At 65.0% G+C, this 22575-nt stretch carries 4 protein-coding genes; all 4 read right to left on the reverse strand.

The window, feature by feature from the left end; genetic code table 11:
• Nucleotides 1–135: 135 nt before the first annotated feature.
• Nucleotides 136–5868, reverse strand: coding sequence for a beta-1,3-specific beta-L-arabinofuranosidase (locus tag CS006_RS03100; protein WP_165777201.1), 5733 nt, complete (start codon nucleotides 5866–5868; stop codon nucleotides 136–138).
• Between the two features lie 641 nt (nucleotides 5869–6509).
• Nucleotides 6510–11504: a family 43 glycosylhydrolase gene (locus CS006_RS10925; protein WP_100510284.1), complete on the reverse strand. Its 4995-nt coding sequence runs from the start codon at nucleotides 11502–11504 to the stop codon at nucleotides 6510–6512.
• Nucleotides 11505–11628: 124 nt separating this feature from the next.
• Complete coding sequence (locus tag CS006_RS03110; protein WP_100510285.1) at nucleotides 11629–15423, reverse strand: family 43 glycosylhydrolase; 3795 nt, start codon at nucleotides 15421–15423, stop codon at nucleotides 11629–11631.
• Between the two features lie 299 nt (nucleotides 15424–15722).
• Nucleotides 15723–21677 (reverse strand): LamG-like jellyroll fold domain-containing protein, encoded by a 5955-nt coding sequence (locus CS006_RS03115; protein ID WP_243386639.1) that lies wholly within the window; start codon nucleotides 21675–21677, stop codon nucleotides 15723–15725.
• Nucleotides 21678–22575 lie beyond the last annotated feature (898 nt).

A 22575-nucleotide genomic window follows, 5' to 3' on the forward strand; every position in this document is an offset into this window, starting at 1 on the left:
ACGACAGTCCGGTGGACTGTCGTCAGGCGATGCGAGCGCGAGGACACTTCCGGTCCGTTTCCCGGCTCCCCTCAAGATTGAGGGGAGCTGTCGGCGAAGCCGACTGAGGGGAGTTGACCAGCGGGAGCCCACGCCCTACGCGCGACGGCGACGCAGCGTGAGCACCACGCCCACACCGGCGAGCGCGACGACGACCAATGCCACCGCGCCCACGGCCGCGCCGGTCCTGCCCAGCTTGCCGGTGGCGGAGCCGGACTTGCCGTCCTGCTCGTTGCCGCCGTACTGGGCACCGCTGTTGGCACCGTTGTTGGCACCGTTCGCGGAGCCGGAACCGTTGCCGCCGGGCTGCTGACCATTGCTGCCCGTGTTGCTGCCGTCGCCCGAACCCGAGCCGTTGCCGTCGGCGGGCACGGTCACGGTGATCTGCGCGCTGGCGCCGGTGGTCGGGTCGGTCACGGTCACGGTGGTCTCGCCGGCCTTGAGGCCCTTGATGCGGCGGTCGGAGGTCGGGTTGGCGCCCATGTCGACGAAGCCGACGACCTTCTCGTCCGCGATCTTCCAATCCAGCTTGCTCACGTCGACGCCATCGCCCTTGACCGTCACGTTCAGACCGGTTTCGGCGCCGATCTTCAGCGTGAGCCTGCCGCCGTCCACACCGTCGCCGGTGATGTTCAGCGTCGGCTTGACCGGCGTGGTCTCGTCGGCCTTGTCGAGCTTCACGGTGTACGTGGTCTTGGAGCCGTTCTCAGCGGTTACGACGACCGTCACGACGCCCTTGGCGACGGTGACGTCGGCCGTGGCGGCCGCGTCATTCAGCGAGTATTCGACCTGCTGCGCGGTGACGCCGTCCGGGTCGGCGACCTTCACGGTCGTGCCGTCGGCCGTGGCCGCGGTCTTGAGCTGGTCTGCGGTCAGCGCGACGCCGGCCACGGCGAGCGTCTTGAGCGAGGAGTCGTCCGACTTCTTCGCTTCGACGGTCACGTCGAACGTGGCGGTCTTGGTCTCGTCGGCCTTGAGCTTCACGGTCAGGGTCTGCTTTCCGGTCTTCGAGCCGTCGAATCCGGTGACCGTGTAGTCGGCGGCGTCAAGCACCTTCTCGGTCTTGTCGCTCATGACGGCGGTCACCTCAAGGCCGGCCGCGTCGAACTTGTCGCCCACGGTGTACGTGGCCTTGGTCGGTTGCTTGGTCACCTTGATGGATTCCACGGTCGCTTCGGCCGGCTCGTCGCCGCTTTCGCCCGGGAACAGTTCGGCGAGGCCGACGGCGCGGTTCCAGACCTTGAAGTTGTCGATCTGGCCGCCGAAGTCCTTGTCGGAACCGTAGAACGACAGGCCGAGGTAGCCGGAGGCGCTGGTGGTGCCGGCGAAGTCGGCGGCGGTGAGCGTGGTGGCCTTGGTGGCCACGAGCTTGCCGTCGAGGTAGTAGCTGATGGACTTGCCGCCCTTGACTACCACGTCCACGTGCACCCACGTGTTCTTGGCGGGCGTGGAGCCGGTCAGCTGGGTCTGCAAGCCGTTCTTCGAGGCCTCGACGCGCGTGTTGGAGCCGCAGTTGACGATGTTCACCAGATAGTTCTTGTCGTTCTGGCCGAGGGCCCACGGGTAGACGCAGGTGTTGGCGCCGTCCCACTGGTAGTCGGCGGAGATGGTGATGTCCTTCTGGCCGGATGCGACCACGCCGGACGGGATCGTCACGTACGCCGAGCTGCCGTGGCTGCCGCCCGGCACCTTCAGCGACTTGCCGTTGTCGTCATGGTCGGCGAGGGTGGCGCCGGAGTTCACGATTTTGCCGTCGAGCCTGTCGCCGGCGGAGCCGGTGTTGTCGACGACGGCGTTTGCGTCGGCCGAGGCGGAGTCGCCGTCGAACGTGTACTCGAGGACCGGGTCGCCGGACGGCACCTTGGCGCCGTCCTTGACGATGGTGACCGTGTAGTACTTCACGGTCTTGTGGTCCTGCGCGTAGGAGGCGATGTCGACGGTGGTCACGTCGTTGTCGAGCGTGATCGTGCGGGCCTTCGTGTCGTCGATGACGACGCCGTCGACGGTGACGTACGATCCGGCGTCCTTGACGCCGATCGTCGCGTCGACGGACTTCGCGTCCTTCGGCACGGTGAGCGTGTACGCCGTCTTGGAGCCGCTGAACGCCGGGGCGAGGTCGCCGTCGGAGAACTTCAGCGACTTGAGCGCGGCGTCGTCGTTCAGGCCGGCGGCGTTCTGTATGCGCACGCCGTAGACGCCGCCTACGAGGCCGCCGGTGGACTTGTACAGCACGCGGACCTTGCCGTCCTTGGCCTGGGCGACCAGGTCGGCGGGCAGTTCCTGCGTATCCCAGTAGAAGGCGTTGGCACCGTTCTTGTCGTTGATGGTGACGGTGTACGTCTTCGCGTTGGCGGAGACCTCGCCCTTCGAGTTGTCGGCGACCGGCGTCGGGTCGACGATCATGCTGAACGTGCGGCCCTTGTCTCCCGAGTAGTACTGGGTGCTCAGGTAGTTCTTGGCGCCGGCGGTCACCTTCAGGTCGTAGCTGAACCAGCCGTTGGCCTTGGCGTCGCGGTACTGCTTGCCGGAGTAGGTGCCGGCGTTCGAGTCGTCGGACTTGGCGGCGTTATGGGCGAGCTCCTGCTGGAACTCGTTGTCGAAGGCGTCGACCGCGTCGGTGATGAGCGACTGGGTGGCGGCGTCGGTCTTCTTCTTGAGGATGTTCTGCTGGTAGGCGTCGGAGTCGACTTCGGCCATGTCCCAGTAGATGGCGTACGTGGTCTTGTACGTCGAGTAGTAGGGGTGCAGTTCGAGTCCGGCGGCGTCGCCGTCGACGTTCCTGAACTTGAACGTCAGGGTCTCGCGGTTGCCCTCGTTCGCGTTGTCGGTGCGGACGAGGTTGCCGGTCTTGCCGTCGGCGCTGATGCCCTTGAGCCATTCGCTTACGCTCTGTCCGTCGGTCGGGATGACTGCGGCCTTCGCGTTGGCGTCGGAGTCGTAGTTGGCCACGCGCACCTTCACGCCGCCGTACGAGTAGTTCGTCTTGTAGTTGGTGTCGGTGAGCGCGCCGGCGAGCACGACGGGGCCGTACTGGAAGGCGACCCAGTTCTTGTTGTCGGCGGCGTCGATGGCCTGGAGCCTGGCGGGCAGCGTGTACTCGATGCTCGTGCCGTCCTTGATGGCGACCGTCAGCCAGCCGTTGGCGTCCTTGGCGGCGACGTCCTGCGTCTTGCCGTCGACGACGAGCTTGATGCCGGAGGCGATGGCCCATTCGGGCACGCGCAGCTTGAGGTTGGCGGAGCCGGAGCCGGAGACCTTGAACGTCACGACGTCCTGCTTCGGCACGTTCGCCGTCTGGACGATCTTCAGGTCATGGCGCTTGTCGGTGTAGGTGGACGACCAGAACATGTTCACGTAGACGTTGTCCTTGTCGGTGAAGTAGAACGAGTCGTTGAGCTTGGCGAAGTTCTCGATGCCGGTGCCCTGGCAGCACCAGTACTCGCCGATCGCGCTGCCGAACCAGTCGGCGTCGTAGTCGGTGCCGGAGACGCCGAACACCTTCGGGTAGCCGGCCTTCATCGGCTGGAAGTACATGGTCATGCCGGTCTCGGGGTTCTGCGAGGCCACGATGGCGTTGATGAACGTGTGCTCGTAGTACTCGGAGTACTTCGAGTCCTTGGTCACCTGGAACAGCAGGCGGGCGAGCTTGAGCATGTTGTACTCGTTGCAGGTCTCCACGGTGGAGAAGTTGCGGTAGCCGCCGTTCTGGTCGCCGTTCTGGGTGGCGTCCTTCCACAGCTGGTCGGCCACGTGGAAGTGCTCGGACTGCGAGTTGCCGCCGTTCACATACGTGTGGTCGTTGACGACGATGTCGAAGAAGTTCTTCGCGGCCTTGAGGTACAGGCTGGTGAGCTTGCCCTGCTCGTCGGCGGAGAGACTGTTGTAGAGGTCCTGGTCCTCGGTGTAGGCCACGTAGCGCTGCATGGCGCCGGTGAGCTTCGGGATCGTGGTGTTGGCGTGCAGGCCGTTGAGCACGTCCTGGCCGTTGGCGAGCTTCTGGAACAGCGCGGTCTCGTCGAAGAGGTGCGCGGCCTGGAGCACGGTCTGCTTGTCTTCGGCGTTGGCAATCTCCGCCACCTGGTAGAGCGCGTCGTTCATGCCGCCGTATTCGGTCTGGAGCATGTTGGTGCCGGCATGTGCGGCCTTCCAGTTGACGACGTACTTGGCGAAGTCGACGGCCGCGTCCTTGGCGGTCTCACGGGTCTCGGCGTCGGTGGAGTACTTGTACGCCTCCACCATGCCGGCCTCGATCTTATGCAGGTTGTAGAACGGCACGAGCAGGCCGCCACCGCCGTTCGGCACGTAGCTGGCCGAGAACGCGGGGAAGAATCCGGCGTTGGCGGCGTCCTTCTTGGCGTAGGCCTCCTGCGCCTCGCGGATGCCCTTGACCACGGCGGTCAGGTTCGCGGAAAGCTCCTTCTTCTGTGCGTCCGTGGCGAACGTGGAGCGCTGCGCCTGCGAGGCCGCGGAGATCCAGTGGCCTACGAAGTGGCCGGTGAAGCGGGTCGGGTTGTTGGACTTGTCGGGGTTGCGGGAGCCGGACGGGCCGTTCTCCCAGCCGCCGTAGTTCTGCGCGCCCTTGGTGTCGAGGCCGGCGTTCGCGCGGAACTCGACGAGCAGTCGGTCGGGCTTGAAGGAGAGCAGGTATTCGACCTCCTTCTGGCCGGCGTTCTGCAGGTAGGAGTCGGAGACGGTCACGTTGTCCATGCCCTGTTCGGAAAGGTAGTTCTTGAGGTATTCCACGTCGCCGCTGCCGCCGTTGTCGGTCTGGGCGGGCACGGTCACGGTGAAGGTCCTGCTCACCGCCGCCGAGCCGTACGACGAGGTGACGGTGATCTTGGCGGTCGCGTCCTTCTCGCCCACGGCCGGACGCGTGACAACACCGTCGTTGGAGACGACGTCCTGATTGTCGGACGAGTAGGCGAGCGTCGAGCCGTTGGCGGCGTCGGCGTTGAACGTCAGGTTGGAGGTGGCCTTCGACGCGATGTTCACGTTGTCGAGCGCGGCCTGCGCGAGCTTTTCGGCGCTGAAGTCCTTGACGCCGATCTTGGCCTCGCGCTCCACGTCGGCCGTGGTGGCGACGGTGTTCCACAGCTTCACGTCGTCAAGCGAGCCGGTGAGCTGGCCGCCGCTGGCATGCGTGCCGTTCCAGCCGATGTACTTGGTGGTGTCGTCGGCGGCGATCGTGCCGGCCGACGTCGTGTTGCCGGCGGTCGCCGTCCTGCCTTCGCCGTTGATGTAGAACTTCGCGGTCTTGGTCTTGGCATCGAACGTGACCATCACGTGCGTCCACGTATTCGCCGGGAAGATGTCGGCACGGCTGCCGGAAAGATTGAATTCGAGCGGCTGTCCGCTGCCGGCGCCGTTTGCGCCGATGCCCACCGAAAGCACGAGCGGCTTGGAGTCGGAGGCGGAGCTCAGATACCATCCGCCCTCGTTGTACTTGCCCTTGCCCCACATGAGGATCTGCTCGCCGGTCATCGTCTTGCTCGGGTTCCAGTAGAACGAAAGGGAGAGGCTCTCCGGCTGGAGTTTCTGGCTTGCGCCGAGGCTCAGTGCGCCGGCGTCGAGTTTGACGGCCTGGCCGTCCACGCCGTCCACATAGGTCGGCGTGCCCTTGTATGCGGCGACGGTGTTCTTGACCGTGCTTGAATCGGTCAGATTGCCGTTGAATCCAAGGTCGAGCACGTTGTTGGTTTCATTCGTCGACTCGGTGATCGTCGACTTGTCGGCGGCGAACGCCGTGCCGGCCGGCATCAACGCCAGCAGCATCGGCACGGTCGCGGCCATCGCCACTCCCCTGCGCCATCGTGATGGTTTCCTATCCATGCGAGAGTCGTCCTCCTCTTGACTGTGTCTCGTGATGTTTCTCCCCTGCCGTGGCGCGCTGGTGACGAGACTCGATATCGGTCGCCGATCGTCGGTCGTCGATTGGTCGGTTATGAAATCGATTGGCCGGGCCGTCGTCGTCTGCTTCTCCTTGCGCGGGATCCTCGCTGTTGAGAGCCTGCACCTGGTCGGCACGGTTTTCAGTTGTGCCGACCGCCACGTCGACAGGGCACACCGACCGTCGTGCGTCAATCCGTTATGGCGCCGATGGTCGTCGTGATGATGCTACTTGCCGTTGTGACATACATCACTGTACTGTGTGACCGCTAACACATTATTTTATCATGAGACCGCTCACAAACCGGCTGGATGACGCAACTCGGTCACATAGCAAAAGCGGCGTTCTCCTCCCAGCAGCGCACAGCCCTCGCCCCTCCCCGTACACGAATCGTCCGATGCCAACGCATCGGCACATTCACGCTGTTCACGAATCGCCCGATACCGGCATATCAGCGCATTCGTGTGCATGCAACGAAGAGGTCCCTTGTCCGTGGTCTTCCACGACGGACAAGGGACCTCGTAATGAGCCGATCCTCTCGGTCGGTTCCTCTCAAACCTGAGGGGAACCGACCGACAGAACCTTACGCGCGGCGCTTGCGCAGGGTGAGAACCACGCCGGCGGCGGCGAGCGCGACGGCGGCGAAGGCCACCGCACCGACTGCCGCGCCGGTACGGCTCAGCTTGCCGGCGTTGGAACCGTTCTGCTCATTGCCGCCGTACTGCGAGCCGGACGGCTTGGCGGCGCCGCCGTTCGAGCCGTTGCCCGACTGGCCGGGCTTCTCGCTCGGCTTGGTGCTCGGCTTGGTGGTCTCGGCCTTGACCAGCTTGGCGCCCTGCAGGTTCTTCAGTGCGGTGTCGACGTCGGACTGCTTGGCGGCGTTGTTCTTGAGTACCGCCTGAGCGGCCTTGAGCGCCGTCTGGTAGGCGTTCCACGAGTCGGCGGTGTAGTCGGACTGCTTGAGGCCGTCGGCCTTGGCGACTTCCTTCTCCAGCGCGGACTTATCGACCGTGCCATCGGCTGCAGCCACGGTGAGCGTGAGCTCGCCCTTGACCGACTTGTCGGAGACCGATGTGGCCGTGATGACGGTGGTGCCGGCCTTGAGCGCCGTCACCTTGCCGTCGGCGTTCACCGTGGCGACCGACTTGTCGGACGAAGACCACGTGACCGACTTATCAGTGGCGTTCTCTGGTTCGACGGAGGCCTTCAGCGTCGCGGTCTCGCCCACCTTGAGCGAAGTGACGCCAGTGACCTTCACGCCGGTGACCGGCACGGTCGTCGGCTTCTCGGCCTCGCCGACGGTCACCTTGACGGTCGTCAGCTCATCGGTCTTGGAGGCCAAGGCACCCGCGGTGCCGGGCTGCGCGTTCTGCAGCACGCCGGTGGTGTTCTCGCCGATGGCCTTGGCGTACACGACCTTGCCGGCATCGTCGTTGGTCAGCGTGTATTCGGCGGCGGTCGCACCGTCGATCTTGACCTCGCCGGTGCCATCGGCCTTGTCGGCGCGATACCACTGCACGGAGGCGAGCTTCCAACCGTCGTTGAACGAGGCCGTCAGCTTGGTGCCGACCTTCGTTGCGGCGTCACCGGAGGCGGCTCCCGCAACCGACACCGACGGCGTCGTCTCGGGCAGCACGCCCTCGTACGTCACCGGCACGCGCTCGATCAGCGGCACGGAGCCGTCGGTCGGGTTGGTGTAGGTCATACGTGCGATGCGGATCTCGCGCTTGTTGCCGTTGGCCAGCTGCTTGCCGGTTTCGGGGTCGACCAGTCGAGGACGCATCTCGTCGGTGAGGAACGAATGGTAGACGATGTACCAGTCGTCGGTGCCGGGCACCTGCACGAGCGAGTGGTGCGCGGTGCCGAGGATGCCCTTGGCGGTGTCCTTGTTGAGGATCTCGCCGCGGTACGTCCACGGGCCGTCCATCGATTCGGCGGTGGCGTAGGCCACGCGGTAGTTCTCGCTGTTGGTGTCGTCGACCGAGTAGGTGTAGTAGTACCACCACTTGCCCTTGGCGTCCTGACGGGCGGTGATGTACGAGCCTTCGCGCAGGCCGCACATCGGGATGTCGGTCTTGCCCACGAGCGCAGCGCACTTGTCGGCGTTCTCGCCGGCGTACTCCTTCTTGGTGCCGGCCTTGATCGACATCATGTCGTCGTTGAGCTCGGCGTAGCGGCCCTTGCCCTGACCCCAGGCGATGTACCATTTGCCGGTCTGCGGATCCTGGAACACGGCTGGGTCGATGCCGTCGGTCACCTTGGCGGTCTGCAGCTTGTAGCCGCCGTCGATGCGGTCGGAGACGGCCACGTTGGTCTGCGAGTTGCCGGAGATGTACAGGTAGTACTTGCCGTCCTTCTTGGCGAAGGCCGGGGCCCAGGCGGCGCGGGTGCGGTTCGGAAGGATCGAGCTGTCGGGGGTGCCGTCGAGGTTCTGGTCCTTGAGGTCGACCATCACGCCCTTATCCACCCAGTTCACCATGTCGGTGGATTCGAAGCAGCGCACCTGATAGCCGTTCCAGTTGGACTTGCCGTCGGTGGTCGGGAAGATGTAGTACTTGCCGCCATCGGCGAACACCTGCGGGTCGGCGAAGAACTTCATGCCTTCCACGCCGGTGCCGTCCTTCTCGCCGGCCACGCGAATCGGGGTGACGAGCACCTGCGCGGTGACGTCATAGACCTGCGAGGTCTTGCCGTCGGCCGCGGTGACCTTGACCTTGAAGTCCTTGGTCAGGTTCTGCGTGGCGGGCAGTGCGGAGCCGTCGGCCATGGTGATCTTCGAGCCGTCGGCGACCTTGAACTTCAGGGCCAGCTTGGACTTGTCGGTCTTCTCGCCGGTGGTGCCGCCGTTCGGTGCCCAGTAGTCGAGCGTGAGGTTGAGTTCCTTCACGCCGTCCTTGCCGTCGGTGACGGTCTGGGAGAGCACCTGGTTGTTCGGGGTGGTCTTCTCCACGCTCAGCTTGGTCTGGGCGACGGGGTTGGCTGCGGCGATTTCGGCGGCGGTCAGTTCGCGGCCGTAGATCTTCACGTTGTCGAGCAGGCCGGAGAAGTACTCGCCGTTCACCCAGTTGGCCTTGCCCAGCTGGAGGATGCCGCCGTCAGCGCCGAGGATGTCGGCGAGCGTATGGCCGGTGAAGTCCTTGGCCTCGTCGACGAGCGAACCGTCGACGTAGAGCTTCGTGGTGGAGTCGGTCAGCGTGATGGTCACGTTGTGCCATGCGGCGCTGCCCGCACCGGAGACGCTGGCGCTTTCGTCGCGGGAGCCGTTGTTGACGTAGCGCTGCACGGTCAGACCGTCGGTCTTGTCGAGCACGCCGAGGTACTTCTCGGACCTGTACACGGGCGCGGTGGCGTTCGCGGCCGCGTAGACCGTCCAGCCGGTGTTGCCGCTGGCGTCGGGCTTGACGTCGTAGGAGATGGTCGCGTTCTTCACGCCCTTGAGCAGCGGCGTGCCGTCGGCCTTGGTCACGTTCAGCCAGAAGTCCTTGCTCACCTTGGCGGCGGTGGTCTTATCGCCGTCGTTCGTACCGACGGCGGCCGAACCCTCGATCGTCGCCTTCGCGGCGGAATCGGCGTCCTTGATGTCGCCGGTCGTGCCGGCCTTCAGGTCGTCGAACGTGAAGTCGGCGAGCACGTCGCCCGTCGGCTGGTCGGGATCGGGGTCGGTGGTGCCGGAATCGGCGACCTCCGACGCGGCGAGCGCACGGTTCCACACCTTGATGTTGTCGAACGAGCCCTTGAAGTACGGGTCGTTGTAGAACGACTTGCCGAGGTAGCCGATCAAATCGACGCCGAGGTCGGAGACGGCGGCGTTGGTGGCCGTGTTCTCGGCGGCCTTCTTGCCGTCGACGTACGAAGTCATCGTCTTGCCGTCGAACACGACGGTCACCTTGTGCCAGTCGCCGTCGAGCGTGCTGTCGGCCTTGGATTCGGCGCCGTAGGAGCCGACAGTGATGCGGTTGGCGAGCGAACCCTTGTTGTACTTCATGAAGTAGTACTTCTGGTTGTTCTTGCCGAACGCGAACGTGAACTGGTTGGTGTTCGCGGCCGTCTCGGACTTGACGTCCATCTGCACGGTCAGCTTGTTGCGGCCGTCGAACAGGCCCTTCGGGAACTCGGCATACGTGCCGGAGGCACCGTCGAGTGTGAGGACCTTGCCCTTGGTCGCGTCGGTCGCGACCGCCGCATTGCCCTTGAACGTCAGGTCGTTCTTGTTGCTGGTGCCATCGGTGCCCTTGCCGTCCTCGAACGTGTATTCGGCGATCGGACCGGCGCCGTCGGCATCGGGCTCGACGGGGTCGGCGGCCCTGTTCTTGTCGAACGCCTTCATGACGGCGTCGTATTCGGCGGTCGTGATGGGCAGGATGGTGCCGTGGCGCTTCTTCAGCGAGCCGAAGTTCACGTCGGAGGCATAGCCCCAGTCGGCCTTGTCGGTGCTGCCGAGGTCGGCGGAACGGTAGGGTGTGTAGCCCTTGCCGGCCGAGTACTGGTCCCACATCAGGCCGTACTTCATCTGCTTGCCGGCGGCGTTGGTCTTGATGTCGTCGCTGTTGTAGAAGAACAGTTCGGGGCCTTCGAGCTGCGCGCCGGTCAGTCCGGTGCCGGTCAGGTCGCCGAACGTGCCGACGAGCGTCCACTGGTTCTCGTCGTCGCCGGTGTTGTAGTAGCCGTCGGCGACGGTGGCGCCGGTGGTCAGCGTGGTGGCGTACGGGTCCTTCGAACGTTCGATGCCGAGGTACGTGTCGCCGGAGACGCGGTAGTAGTAGCCGTCGTCGGCCTTCAGCATCGTCGTGTCGATGACGGACCTGCTGCGGTCGATCCACTTGACGGGGTCGGTGAAGGTCTTGAAGTCCTTCGTGGTGGCGTAGTACATGTTGGTGCGGTCACCGGACTCGTTGTCCTGGTCGGAGGCGGTCGCCCAGTAGACCATGAACTGCTGCTTGTCGGCATCCCAGTAGGCTTCCGGCGCCCAGGCCATGCCGGCGCCGGGGATCTTGGAGGCCACGTCGACGGCGCGGGGCTCGGACCAGTTGACGAGGTCGGTCGACTCCCAGATGATGAGGTTCGTACTGCCGGTGGTCGTCGCGGCTGCCGCGCCCCATCCGCCGCGGTTGTGGATGCTCAGCTCGGTGGCGATGAGGTAGACCTTGCCGTCCTTGGGCGAACGGACGAGATACGGGTCACGCACGCCGTTGTCCTTGCCGCGCGAGTTGCCGGTCTGGCTGTTCGTCCAGCTGAGGACGGGATCGCCCGCGTCACGGGTGTCATGCCAGCTCAGGCCGTCCTTGCTCGTGGCGAAGTACATCTGCTCGTCGGTGGCGCTGCCTTCGGTGCCGGTGAAGTGCGCGAACAGATAGTCGCTCGTATCCGACGACGTGTCGGCGACCGCGGCCGTGCCCGACGCGGTCTTGGCGTTGGATTTCAGCGCGGCCTGCAACGCCTGCTGCGCCTGGGCCGACTGGCTTTGGGTTGATTGGGCCGCCGTCGTCACCGACGCCTCGGCCGCGTTTGCTGCCGGGACCAACGTCGCCAGCATCGGGACGGCCGCCATGGCCGCCACCACTTTCTTCCAGTTCCCCATTGTTCTCCTCTGATCGATGGGATGGGATTGATTGCGATATTCAGTTATGGATGGAGTGTTTCAGACCTCTCAATTCCCCTCAGTCGACTAGGCCGACTGAGGGGAATTGGCCCGACGGCTCGCGCTATGCGCGGCGGCGACGCAGCGTGAGCACCACGCCCGCACCGGCGAGCACGACGGTGACAAGCGCCACAGCACTCACGGCCACACCGGTCTTGCTCAGCGTGCCGGATTTGCCGGACTGCTGGCCGTTGGCGGCATCACCGCCGGTCTCGCCTGCACCGTTCGTTCCGGCGTTGCCCGAGTTGCCGGTGTTCGAACCGTTGCCGTTCGGCTTGGTCGGTGTCGTCGGCTCGTTCGGCTCGCTCGGGTCGGGGTTCGGGGCGGGCTCGGACTTCTTGACCAGGTTGACGGTGTAGGTCTTGGCGGTCGTGCCGTCCTGCGCGGTCACGACGACGGTGACCTTGCCATTCTCGACGGTCACGACGGGCTTTCCGGCGTTCTCGTCGTTGGCCACGGCGACCACGTCGTCCGCCTTCACCTCACTCGGGTCGGCGACCTCGAGCGAGGCGCCTTCGGCGGTCGCGGCCTTCGTCAGGTCGATGTCGGAGCCGGCAACCTTCAGCGACTTCAGGGTCGCATCGGTGGAGACGGCATCGTCGACGACCTTGACGGTGAGCTTCACGTAGTTGGCGGCGGCGTATTCGCGCTGCAGCTCCTCGGTGGTGGTCATGTCGATGATCGGCGTGCCGTCGGCGCGGAAGTGCACGGGTACGACGCCGGCATGACGCGCGGTGTTGCGCGAGCCGTTGGTCATAGCGTGGTACACGTTGTACACGTCGCCGTAGGGGTCGGAGAAGTACGAGTTGTGGCCGAGGCCGTACTGGCCGGCGAAGGTGCCGTTGTGCAGCCACGGGTAGTTCGACTTGGTCCAGCTGGACGCCTTGGTCAGGTCGTCGCCCACGTTCGCGATCAACATGCCGGTGGCGTACTGCGGGGTGACGAGCTGCGCGGAGAAGACCATGTAGACCTTGCCGCCGGAGACGAGCACGTTCGGGCCTTCGTTCACGCCGTCGAGCTCCCATCCCCATTCGGGACGCATGATGCGCTGCGGGTCGGTGAGAGCCTGCCACGGCTTGTCCTTGCTGACCTCGGCGATGGAGACGTTGGCCTTGGCGCCCTTGCGCACCTGGTCGCCCTGGCTCCAGGCGATGTACGCCTTATCGCCGACCTCGAAGTAGGTCATGTCGATGGACAGGCCGTGCGGGGAGAGCACGCCGCCGTCCTTGGCCTGCACGCGGTGCTCGATCCAGTCGGCGGTCCTGGTGGGGTCGCCGCCGTCCTTGAGCTCCATCACGTAGGCGGAGGGGCCGGCCCAGTTGGGCGAGGCGGTGATGTTCTCGTCGCCGGCGCCACCGGTCGGATAGGTGGCGTAGAAGCAGTACAGCTTGCCGTCGATCACGTGCAGCTCGGGCGCCCAGTGGTAGCCCTTGTGGCCGAGGCCGTCGTTCTCGCCGAACAGGTAGGTGTCCTGGCCTTCGACCTTGTAGCCGCCTTCGGTCGCGGTGCCGGCCTTCTGGTCCTTCAGTCCGGCGAGCGTGTCGGAGGAGCGGATGAACAGCGTCTTCATACCGCCGGTGTCGGAGGTGCCCATGGCGTAGTACTTGCCCTTGTAGTACACGATGTTCGGGTCGGCGCGGTTGCTCATCATCGGGAACTGCTCGGAGTAGTTCTGCTGGATGGCGGTGCCTTCGATGGTCGTCTCGCCGGCCTCGTCGGTGCTCAGGCTCTTGAGCTGGTCCTCGTTCCAGTTCACACGGAAGTCGAACGTGGAGCCGTCGGAGTATTCGGCCTTGAGCGTCTTGCCCTTGGAGAGCGTGCCGTCCTTCTGCTCCACGCCGCCGGAGATCTGCTCCTTGAGCTTGGCCGGGTCGGTGCCCTTCTTCACGGTGATGGTGGCGGGCTGCTCGACGCCGGTGTTGTGCACGCGGCCGAGCTTCTCGGTCAGCGTGGCGGCGGTCGTCTTGGTCACGGCCATGGTGTTGGCGCTTACGGCGTTCGCCACGCCGGCGAGATCGGCCTTCGTGCGGGCGAATCCGACGCCGTTCCGCACGGCGGAGAACGTCTTGAAGTCCGTGGTCGTCACGTACTTGTCGACGCCGTTGACCTGCCACGAGATGCGGTAGTTGCCGGCGGCGGCATCGTATCCGGCGGCGATGGTGCCGGCGTCGAACACGGTGGTGTCGTCGGTCACCTTGACCATGTCGCCGCGTTCGTCCTCGTTCGGCTTGCCCGACCATGCCATCAGGTCGCCGGACGTGGAGAACGCGATCTGGCCGCCGTCCACGCGATTGCCGTTGACGTCGGTGAAGGCGGCGACGTACGCGTACCTGCCGTCCTTCATCCGGAACAGATACGGGTCGATGAGGCCGCGAATCGTGGTGGATTCGGTGGTTGCGGTGCCGTCGATCTTCGCCTCGGCGAACGCGACGCCGTAGTTGGTGTTGAGCGCCGTGTACTTCGTGCCGTCGCTCAGCGCGAGATGCAGGGCGTCGCCGACGCGCGCGCCGCCGTTGATGGAGTGGTCGCGCGTGTAGGAGGCGAGCGTCCGGGCGTTCTTCGGCATGATGCGCAGGCCCTTGAACGTCTTCGTGGCGTTCTTGCCGTCGAGCGTGATGGTGGCGGTGAGGTCGACGGCTACGACGTCATCGCCGTCGGCGCCGGTCACGGTGCCATCGGCGGCGACGAGCTTCGCGCCGTCGCCGGCGGCCGTCCACGAAATCGTGGCGCCATACAGACTGGTGGCGAGCTTGGTGCCGTTGGTCAGCTGGTAGTCGACGAGCAGTTTGTCGGCGACCTGCTGTGGGTCGTCGATCTTCGCCGGCACGGTCAGCTCGAACGTTCTGGTGGCGGAGGCGCCGTTCACGGTCACCGTGGCGGTGAGCTTCACCGACGTGTCGGCGGCGGCCGGCGTCACCTTGCCGGCAGGCGAGATCACGGCCTCGTTATCGGAGGCCCATGTCACGGTCGCACCGTACAGACCGGTCGTCGGCAGCGTGATATCGGACGTCACATTGCCCTTGATGCCAAGGTCGAGCGCGCTGGCCGCGGCTTCGGCGACGGCCTTCCTGGTGGCGTCGGTCTGCGCGTCGGCGAACACGGCGGACACCTGGTCGGCGCTGAGGGCGGAATCATAGAAGCGCAGGTCCTGCACGAAACCGCCCCACGTCTTGTCGCCCGTGTAGTTGGAGCGGCCGATGTAGGCGTTGATGTCGCCGGTCCAGTCGGCCATGCTCTGTGAGCGCGCGGCGGTCTGGATCTGCTTGCCGTTGAGGTAGCTGGTGATGGACGTGGCGGAGATCACCGTGGTGTAGTTGGCCCACTTGCCGGCCACATCGGCCGTGGACGTGCTTGAACTGCCGACCTCGGTGTTGTACGGGGCGTTGGCGTTCGTGGCGTTGGTGATGACGGATTTGTAGTTGCCGCTCGGATTGCTCGGGTTGAGCAGCCAGTAATGCGTCGGCATGTTGTTGCCGGCGGGCTGCTCGCCGAGGTAGAGCGCGGCGGTGTTGGTCTTGGTGGTGCCGTTCCTGATCCATGCGGAGATGGTGACGGCGTTCGCGGCCTTGGCCTTCGCGCCGATGTCGTTCGGCAGCGCGATGGCGTCGGTGCCGGCCGTCGTGGCCTTGCCGCCGGCCAGCGTCGCGCCGTCGGTGGCGCTGAACGTCACGCCGCTTTGCGCGGTGCCGTTGAGGTTGTTGCCGCTGACGTCGTTGGCGTTGGCCGTCAGCGGATAGCTTGCGACGGGCGCGGGCGCCGTGGCGTCGGCCGCCGCCGCGGTGCCGGCTCCGATTGCCAGTCCCGCGAATGCCATGGGTAGCGCCGCTATTGCCGCCACCACTTTCTTCCAGTTCCCCATGATTCTCCTCTGATCGATATGGGTGAGGTGATTTGTTCAGTTATGGATTGAAGTATTTGCTTTTCCGCCCCGCCGGCGGGGTCAGGCTCCTTCCCTGTCATCCTGAGCGAAGGGCGAAGCCCGGAGTCGAAGAATCTTTTGCGAGGTCTCGGAAAGATCCTTCGACTCGCTTCGCTCGCTCAGGATGACAGTGGGTAACGCTCATGCTGACTACGATCACAGCACCTCGGCTCCCCTCAAGACTGAGGGGAGCTGTCGGCGAAGCCGACTGAGGGGAGTTGACCCAAGAGCCGCGAGCCCTACGCCCGCCTACGCAGCGTCAGCACCACGCCTGCACCGGCGAGCGCGGCGACGGTCAGGGCGACCATGCCCACGGCCACGCCGGTCCTGCTCAGCGAACCGGTCTTGCCGGACTGCTGGCCGTTGGCGGTGACGTTACCGTTCGCCGAACCGTTCGCGGTGTTCGCACCGTTCGCACCGTTCGCGCCCGCGCTGCCGGTGCCGCCGTTCGGCTTGGTGGTGCCGTTGTTGCCGCTGCCGGGCTTGTCGGACGGCTTATCGGACGGCTTATCGCTGGGCTTGTCCGAAGGATCGGGGTCCGGGGTCGGCTCGGTCTCCGCAGCGGCCACGACCACCTTCACCGTCACGGTGCGGTTGGCGGGCGCGACCTCCTGGTCCTTGGTCAGCGACATGTCGAGCATGCCGTTGGCGCGCACGTTCACCGACTTGACCCATGTGTTGCGGTCCTGGTCGAACAGGCCACCGGCCGCGTTGCCGGAGTGGATCTCCGGGTACGGACGGGCATGGTAGGCCATGACGATGTTGTTGGCCTCGTCGTGCACGAGCGAGATGTGGCCGGGGCCGGCGTGCTTGCGTTCGTACGTCGTCTCGTCGGCGCCGTACGCACCCGTGTAGGTGTCGTTGGTGTCGAACGACGGGAACGCGGCGGTCGTCCAGCTGGCCGGGTCGGTCAGGTCGGCGTCGGCCTTGGCGCGCATCACGTTGGTGTTGTAGTACTTGTCCACCGTGGCGCCGGCGTACGCGATGTACACGTAGTCGCCGTGACCGAACATGAACGGCGCCTCGACGATCGCCTGGTCCGAGCCTTCGGTGTTGTCGCCGGGGGTCGGGGCGTACTTGCCGTACTCGAACTGCTGGCTGACCTGGTAGATCTGCTTGAGCGAGCCGTCGACGAGCGGGGTCTCGCCGTCGCCCATCTTCGCCTTGGCGAGGTACAGGCCGGCACTCTTCGGGAACAGCCAGTAGCCCTGGGTCTTGCCGTTCTCCTCGCGTTCGAAGTACGTCACGTCGAACGCGGCGCCTTCGAGCACGGTCGGCTCGCCCCAGTTCTCGGCCTTGAGGAAGCCGCCGTCCTTGATGGACTGTTCGTCGCCGGTGTACGGGATGAGGATGGTGTTGTTGCACCAGCCGCCGTTCGTGGTCGAGGCGCCCTTGTGGAAGCCGGCCACAATCCACCACCTGCCGTTGATCTTGTGGAACTCCTGCGCCCAGATGAACGCGCTCCATCCGTAGAACGAGTTCGGGTACTGGTCCATATGACCGGGCGTGCCGTTCTCCGGCTTGATGATGATGGTCTCCTTGGCGTCCTTCAACCCGTTGATGGTCTTGGCGCGCGTGAGGCCGATGGAACGGTAGCTGTCCTTCTGGTTGTTGGTCTTGTCGGTGGACTTGACCTCGTAGGTGGAACCGGTCAGGTAGTAGTATCCGTCGTCCTCGTTGTAGAAGATGTCGGGATCGGCGCGGGCGTCGTTGTACATGGCCTCGGCGGTCTGGTCGACCGTGCCCCTGACCTCGTACGTGCCGCCCTTCTTCGTGTCGATTCCGGCCAGGTCGTCGGCGTTCCACGTGACGTTGAACGTCTTTTCGGAACCGTCGTTGTACGTCATCGTGGCCTGCTTCTTGGCGACGGCCTTCGTGACGTCGTCGGCGGAGACGCCGTTCTTCAACGTGACGTCGGCGATGTCCTTCCTGCCGTTGTTCTGCAGGTCGACGTAGTTCCTGTAGAACGCATCGTATTCGGACTTCGACATCGCGAAGGCGCTGGTCTGGCCGCTGCCGGCCCAGGCCGGCAGACCGGCCGTGACCGCGCCGACGCCCATCGCGGCGGCGTCCGCCTTAAGCGTTTCGCCGGCCTTGGCGTCCTTCGTCAGGTCGCTCAACGTGGCCACGCGGCCTTCGCCGGAAAGGCCGTCGGTCCAGAAGACCTTGTAGCCCTTGGCGGCGGCATCGTAGACGATGCGCGGGTTCGTGACGATCGACGAATCGGAGACGGTGATGGCACGCTCGTTGGCGAACGTCGCGCCGTCGGCCTTGGCGTCCCACACGTAGATGGCGCCGGTGGCGTTGTTCTGCGACGAGACGACGCCGAGCCTGCCGGCGGAGTCACGGAAGAACGTCGGCGAACCCATCTGCGCGTTGGGCTTCGCGGACTGCGAGCCGTCCCACTTGACCGACAGGATCGACTGCGAACGGTTCAGGGTCTCCCACTTTTCTGAGCCGGCGGCCTTGGCGGCCACGTACAGCGAGTCGGCGCGGCGGTCGTCGTTGTAGGCGAGCGGATCGTACTTGGCACCGTTCTGGTCGCTGCGGTCGACGTCCTTGACGTAGGAGGCGATGGCGCCGCCGTTGTCGAGGATCGTCGCATCGGCCGTGATCGGCGTGGCAACGCCGTCGATGGTGGCGGTGAGCCTGACGCTCACGCCCTTCTCGCCGGACTTCGGCTGCGTGACCTTGCCGTCGGCGGCGACGAGCTTCGCGCCGTCGCCGGCCGCGGACCACGTGACCTTCTTGCCGAGCACGGTGGACGGCAGGTCGCCGGTGATCTTCGCCGGGATGGCGAGCGCGGCGGCATAGTCGGTCTTCGCGCTTTCGACGCCGAGATCGTCGTCGGAAAGCGCCTTGCCGTAGATCCTGAGGTTGTCGAGGAGGCCGGAGAAGTATTCTCCGTTGCCCCAGTTGGCCTTGCCGATCTGCAGGATGCCGCCGTCGGCGCCGAGGATGTCGGTGAGGGTCTTGCCGGTGGTGTTCACGGCGACGAGCTTCTTGTCGACGTACAGTTTGGCGGTCTTGCCGGAGATTACGATGTCGACGTGCTTCCAGCCGGCGTTCGTCTTGGCGTAGGAGACGTTGCCGGAGGAGTCGCGCGTGCCGCCGGCGTTGCCGTAGCGTTCGACGGTGACGCCGGTGGTCTTGTCGAGCACGCCGACGTAGTGCTCCTTGCCGTACTCCTGCGTGGCGGCATTGGAGGCGGCGAAGAACGTCCAGCCGGTGTTGCCGCCGGCATCGGGCTTGACGTCGTAGGAGATGGTGACGTCGTTGTGGTTCTTGAGCAGCGGGGAGCCGTCCTTGGCGGTGACGTTCAGCCAGAAGTCCTTGCCGAGCTTCGCGGCCTTGCCGTCGGCGGCGTCTTTCGAGTCGGCGAGCGTGGCGGTGCCTTTGGTTTCGCCGGTGGCGTTGCCGCCGTCGAATGTGGCGCCGCTGGGGGTCTTGTCGAACGTGAAGTCGGCGAGCAGGTCGGGGTCGGTCGGCGTGGTTTCGCCGGTGCCGACGGTGATCTTGGCGGTGACGGTGATGGCGGTGGAACTGTACAGTGGACGGTTCTTCCGGGCGGTGGCGTTGTCGGTGAAGCCGCCGGTCTGCTTGAAACTGTTGTTGGCGTTGACGCCCTCGTTGATGAGGTCGTCCGTGTCGGTCTTGGACTCGCCGGCGGCGTTGGTCCACTTCCAGTGGTTCTTTGCCGCGCCGATGGTGTCGACGGTGCCGGTGACGGTGGTCGTGCCGTTCTTGGCGGTGTCGACCTTGGAGACGTCCCAGGTGACGTTGCGCTCGGCGGTGCCGTAGCCGTTGGCGAGCGTGACCTTCTGGGTGGCGGGCAGGGAGGCCTTCACGTCGGCGGCGGTGGCGTTCTTTCTGACCTTCACTTCGCCGGCGTCGAGGCCCTTGTTGTCGGAGGCCTTGGCGTCGGCCGCGCGGATGGCGTCGTACTGCGCCTTGGTGAGCGAGACCACGCCGCCGTGCTTGGTTTTGGCGGTGAGGACGAATCCGTCGTTGCCGACGGGCGTCCACACGTTGCCGTCGGCGGCATCGAGGTCGTCGGATTCCAGCAGGTTGTAGCCGTAGCGGGCGCCGGAGGCGACGGAACCGTAGTTGTCGACGAACATGTACCACTTGTTCTGGCCGTTGACCTTGAAGCCGTTGGCGCCCTCCTGGCTGCCGCCGAGGCTGTGGCCCACGTTGTTCTGACGCAGCACCCAGCCGTTGGCCGGGTCGGTGGCGTACTGGCCCTTGTCGTTGGCTCGCCACCAGTCGGCTCGGTCGGTGTATTCCATGAAGATGGTGCCGGAGCCGCTCGCGCGGTAGGAGCGCAGGTGCTCCTTGCCGGTGGCGTCGGTCACGGTGCGCTGCAGCATGGTGGTGTCGATGGTGTTACCCGGGCGGTACTTACTGTTGGGCACGAACACGCCGCCGAACATGTAGGTCTTGTTGGTGAAGTCCTTCGTGGCGGCCCACAGCACGTGGGTCACCTTCTTGCCGGGCTGGTTGTTCTCGCCGTCGTATTTGGCGGACGTCGACCAGTACATCACGAACGCGCCGCCCTTCCGGTCGGCCGGGTTGTTCGCGTCGGAGTCGTTGATGACACCGTCGTCGTTGAGATCGTAGAAGTTCGGCACCCACGTGGCCTCGGGGGCCCAGGCCATGCCGATCTCGGAGATGGTCCTGCCGGTCACGGAATCGGTGAGCGTCTGGGTCTTGACGGGCTTGTCGGTGTACTTGTCGGCGGTGGCGGTCTCGAGCTCCGTCATGTCGTTGAAGTGGATGAGGTCCTTGGACTCCCACACGTGCAGCTTGGTGCTGTAGTTCGTGGACCAGGTCCCCCAGCCGGCGTTGTCGCCGCCGAACACGCGCAGGTCGGTGGCGAGGATGTAGTAGGTCTTCGACTCGGGGTTGTAGGCGATGAACGGGTCGCGCACGCCGGTGGTCGACTCGTTGTTGGCGAGGATCGGTTCGCCGCCGTTGAGCTGGTCCCACTGGGTGGGGTCGTTGCCGCGGGTGATGTCGAGGTAGATCTTCTCGGAGTAGCCCTTGTTGTTCTCCATGAAGTGGACCATCACGTAGCCGTAGGCGTCATCGTCCTTCACGGTTTCGACGGTCACCTTGAGCGTGGCCTTCACGGTCGGCGCGGCCTCGGAGGTGGCGGTGATGGTGGCGGTGCCGGCCTTCCTGGCGGTCACCTTGCCGGTGGCGGAAACCGTTGCCACGGCGGGGTTGTCGGACTCCCACGTCACTGCGGGTTCGGCGCTGCTCGGTTCGACGGTCGTGCTCAGTGCGGTGCTGGAGCCTTCCTTCAGGCTCAGCGCGCCGTCGTCGGTCACGCCGTTGCCGTCGATGTGCAGCCTGCTCGGCACCGCGACGCCGAGATCGGTGGCGGAAAGCGCGCTGCCGTAGATGTTGAGGTTGTCGATGAGGCCGGTGAAGTATTCGCCGTTGCCCCAGTTGCCCTTGCCGATCTGCAGCACGCCGCCGGAGCCGCCGAGGATCTCGGTGAGCTCCTTGCCGTTCACGTTGCTGGCGACGAACTTCTTGTCGACGTAGAGTTTCGCGGTCGTGCCGGAGATCACGAGGTCGACGTGCTTCCAGGCGTCGGCGGCGCCGGCGTTCTGGTCGATGGTGGCCTCGTCGGAGTTGCGGCCGTTGAGGTAGCGTTCCACGCGGGTCTTGTCGGTGCGGTCGAGCACGCCGAGGTAGGTCGGCGCGTTGCCGTTGACGGCGTTCGCGTTCGGCGCGGCGAAGATGGTCCACTGCCCGCCGGCCGCCGCAGCCTTGGAATCATAGGAGATGGTGACGTTCTTGAGGCCGGCGAGCAGCGCGGTGCCGTCGGACTTGGTCACGTTCATCCAGAAGTTCTGGCCGAGCTGGGCGGCCTTGCCGTTGGCGGCGTCGTCGGTTCGGGCGACAAGAGTCGCCGTGCCGTTGACGACGGCCTTGGCTTTGTCGGCGCCGGCGCTGGTGAACGCGCCGTCCGTCGGGTCGGTGTTGAAATCGAAACTGGCAATCGGGTCGGCGGCGGCCTTGGTGGTGTTCGCCGTCGTCACGCTCGTGACGCTCGCCACGTTGGCGACCGGTGCCGCCGCGGCGTTCTCCTCTGACGCGGCGGCGACGGATGGCAGCACCAATCCCACGCTCAGCGTCGACAGCGCGGTTATCCACGCCGCTATTTTGCTGGCTCTCCTCAACGAGAATCCTTCCTCCGTAAGTACGGCCTCGACGCCGACCAACCACCGGATTGTTATCGTTTCGTTATGATTTCGTTATCAAACGACGGATTGTCGTTATCGAAACGATGGGAAACCGGCTCCTCACGGTTAGTCAAATCAATTGCCAATACTTCGTTGTTGATACTTGCACCCAGACCGGCGAGGCCTACGATTGCCTGCGTTGCGAACCGCTTTGTTTTCCCTTCGCCTAGGCAATCGCCCGCACCGACGATGTGAGCACTAACAAGTTTAATGTGCGCGCTCACTATTCGCCACCGCGTCCCCGACGGACGGGGTACACAATCCCCCGACTCCCCCGACCTCGACCCAAGCCACCGCACCGCACGAACCCACCGGTCCTCTTGGCCGGCCGCGCCCAGCCTCGTCCAGCCTCGTCCAGCCGCGCCCAGCCCAGCCACGCCCAGTCCAGCGAACCGCTTCCCCCGTTCACGAACCGCCCGATATGGACGCATTTCGCAAATCGCGCAGTCCCTCTTCGTTCACGAATCACCAGATACGCCCACATCATACAATTCCCGAACCGATTCCCCGTTCACGAATCATCAGATACACGCGCATCCGACGTTTTATGAGCGCATCATCCATACGCGAATCGACCGATGCGTCCGCATCCCCCAATTCACGCACAAGCACCCCGCGCACGAATTCGCCGATACGCACGCATCCCACCGTTCATTCACGGATATCCCGCGCACGAATACACCGATATCCATTCATTTCTCGGTTCATGAGCGCATCTCTCAGTCACGAATCGGAGAATACGAGCCTTTCTCATGAATCGCGCGACGGCGACGCAAATGCAAATCGTCGAATATGAGCGCATCGGATGATTCGTGAACGGCAATCGAGACACGAA

Origin of the sequence: Bifidobacterium primatium (assembly GCF_002802875.1) — a bacterium.
Taxonomy (GTDB): domain Bacteria; phylum Actinomycetota; class Actinomycetes; order Actinomycetales; family Bifidobacteriaceae; genus Galliscardovia; species Galliscardovia primatium.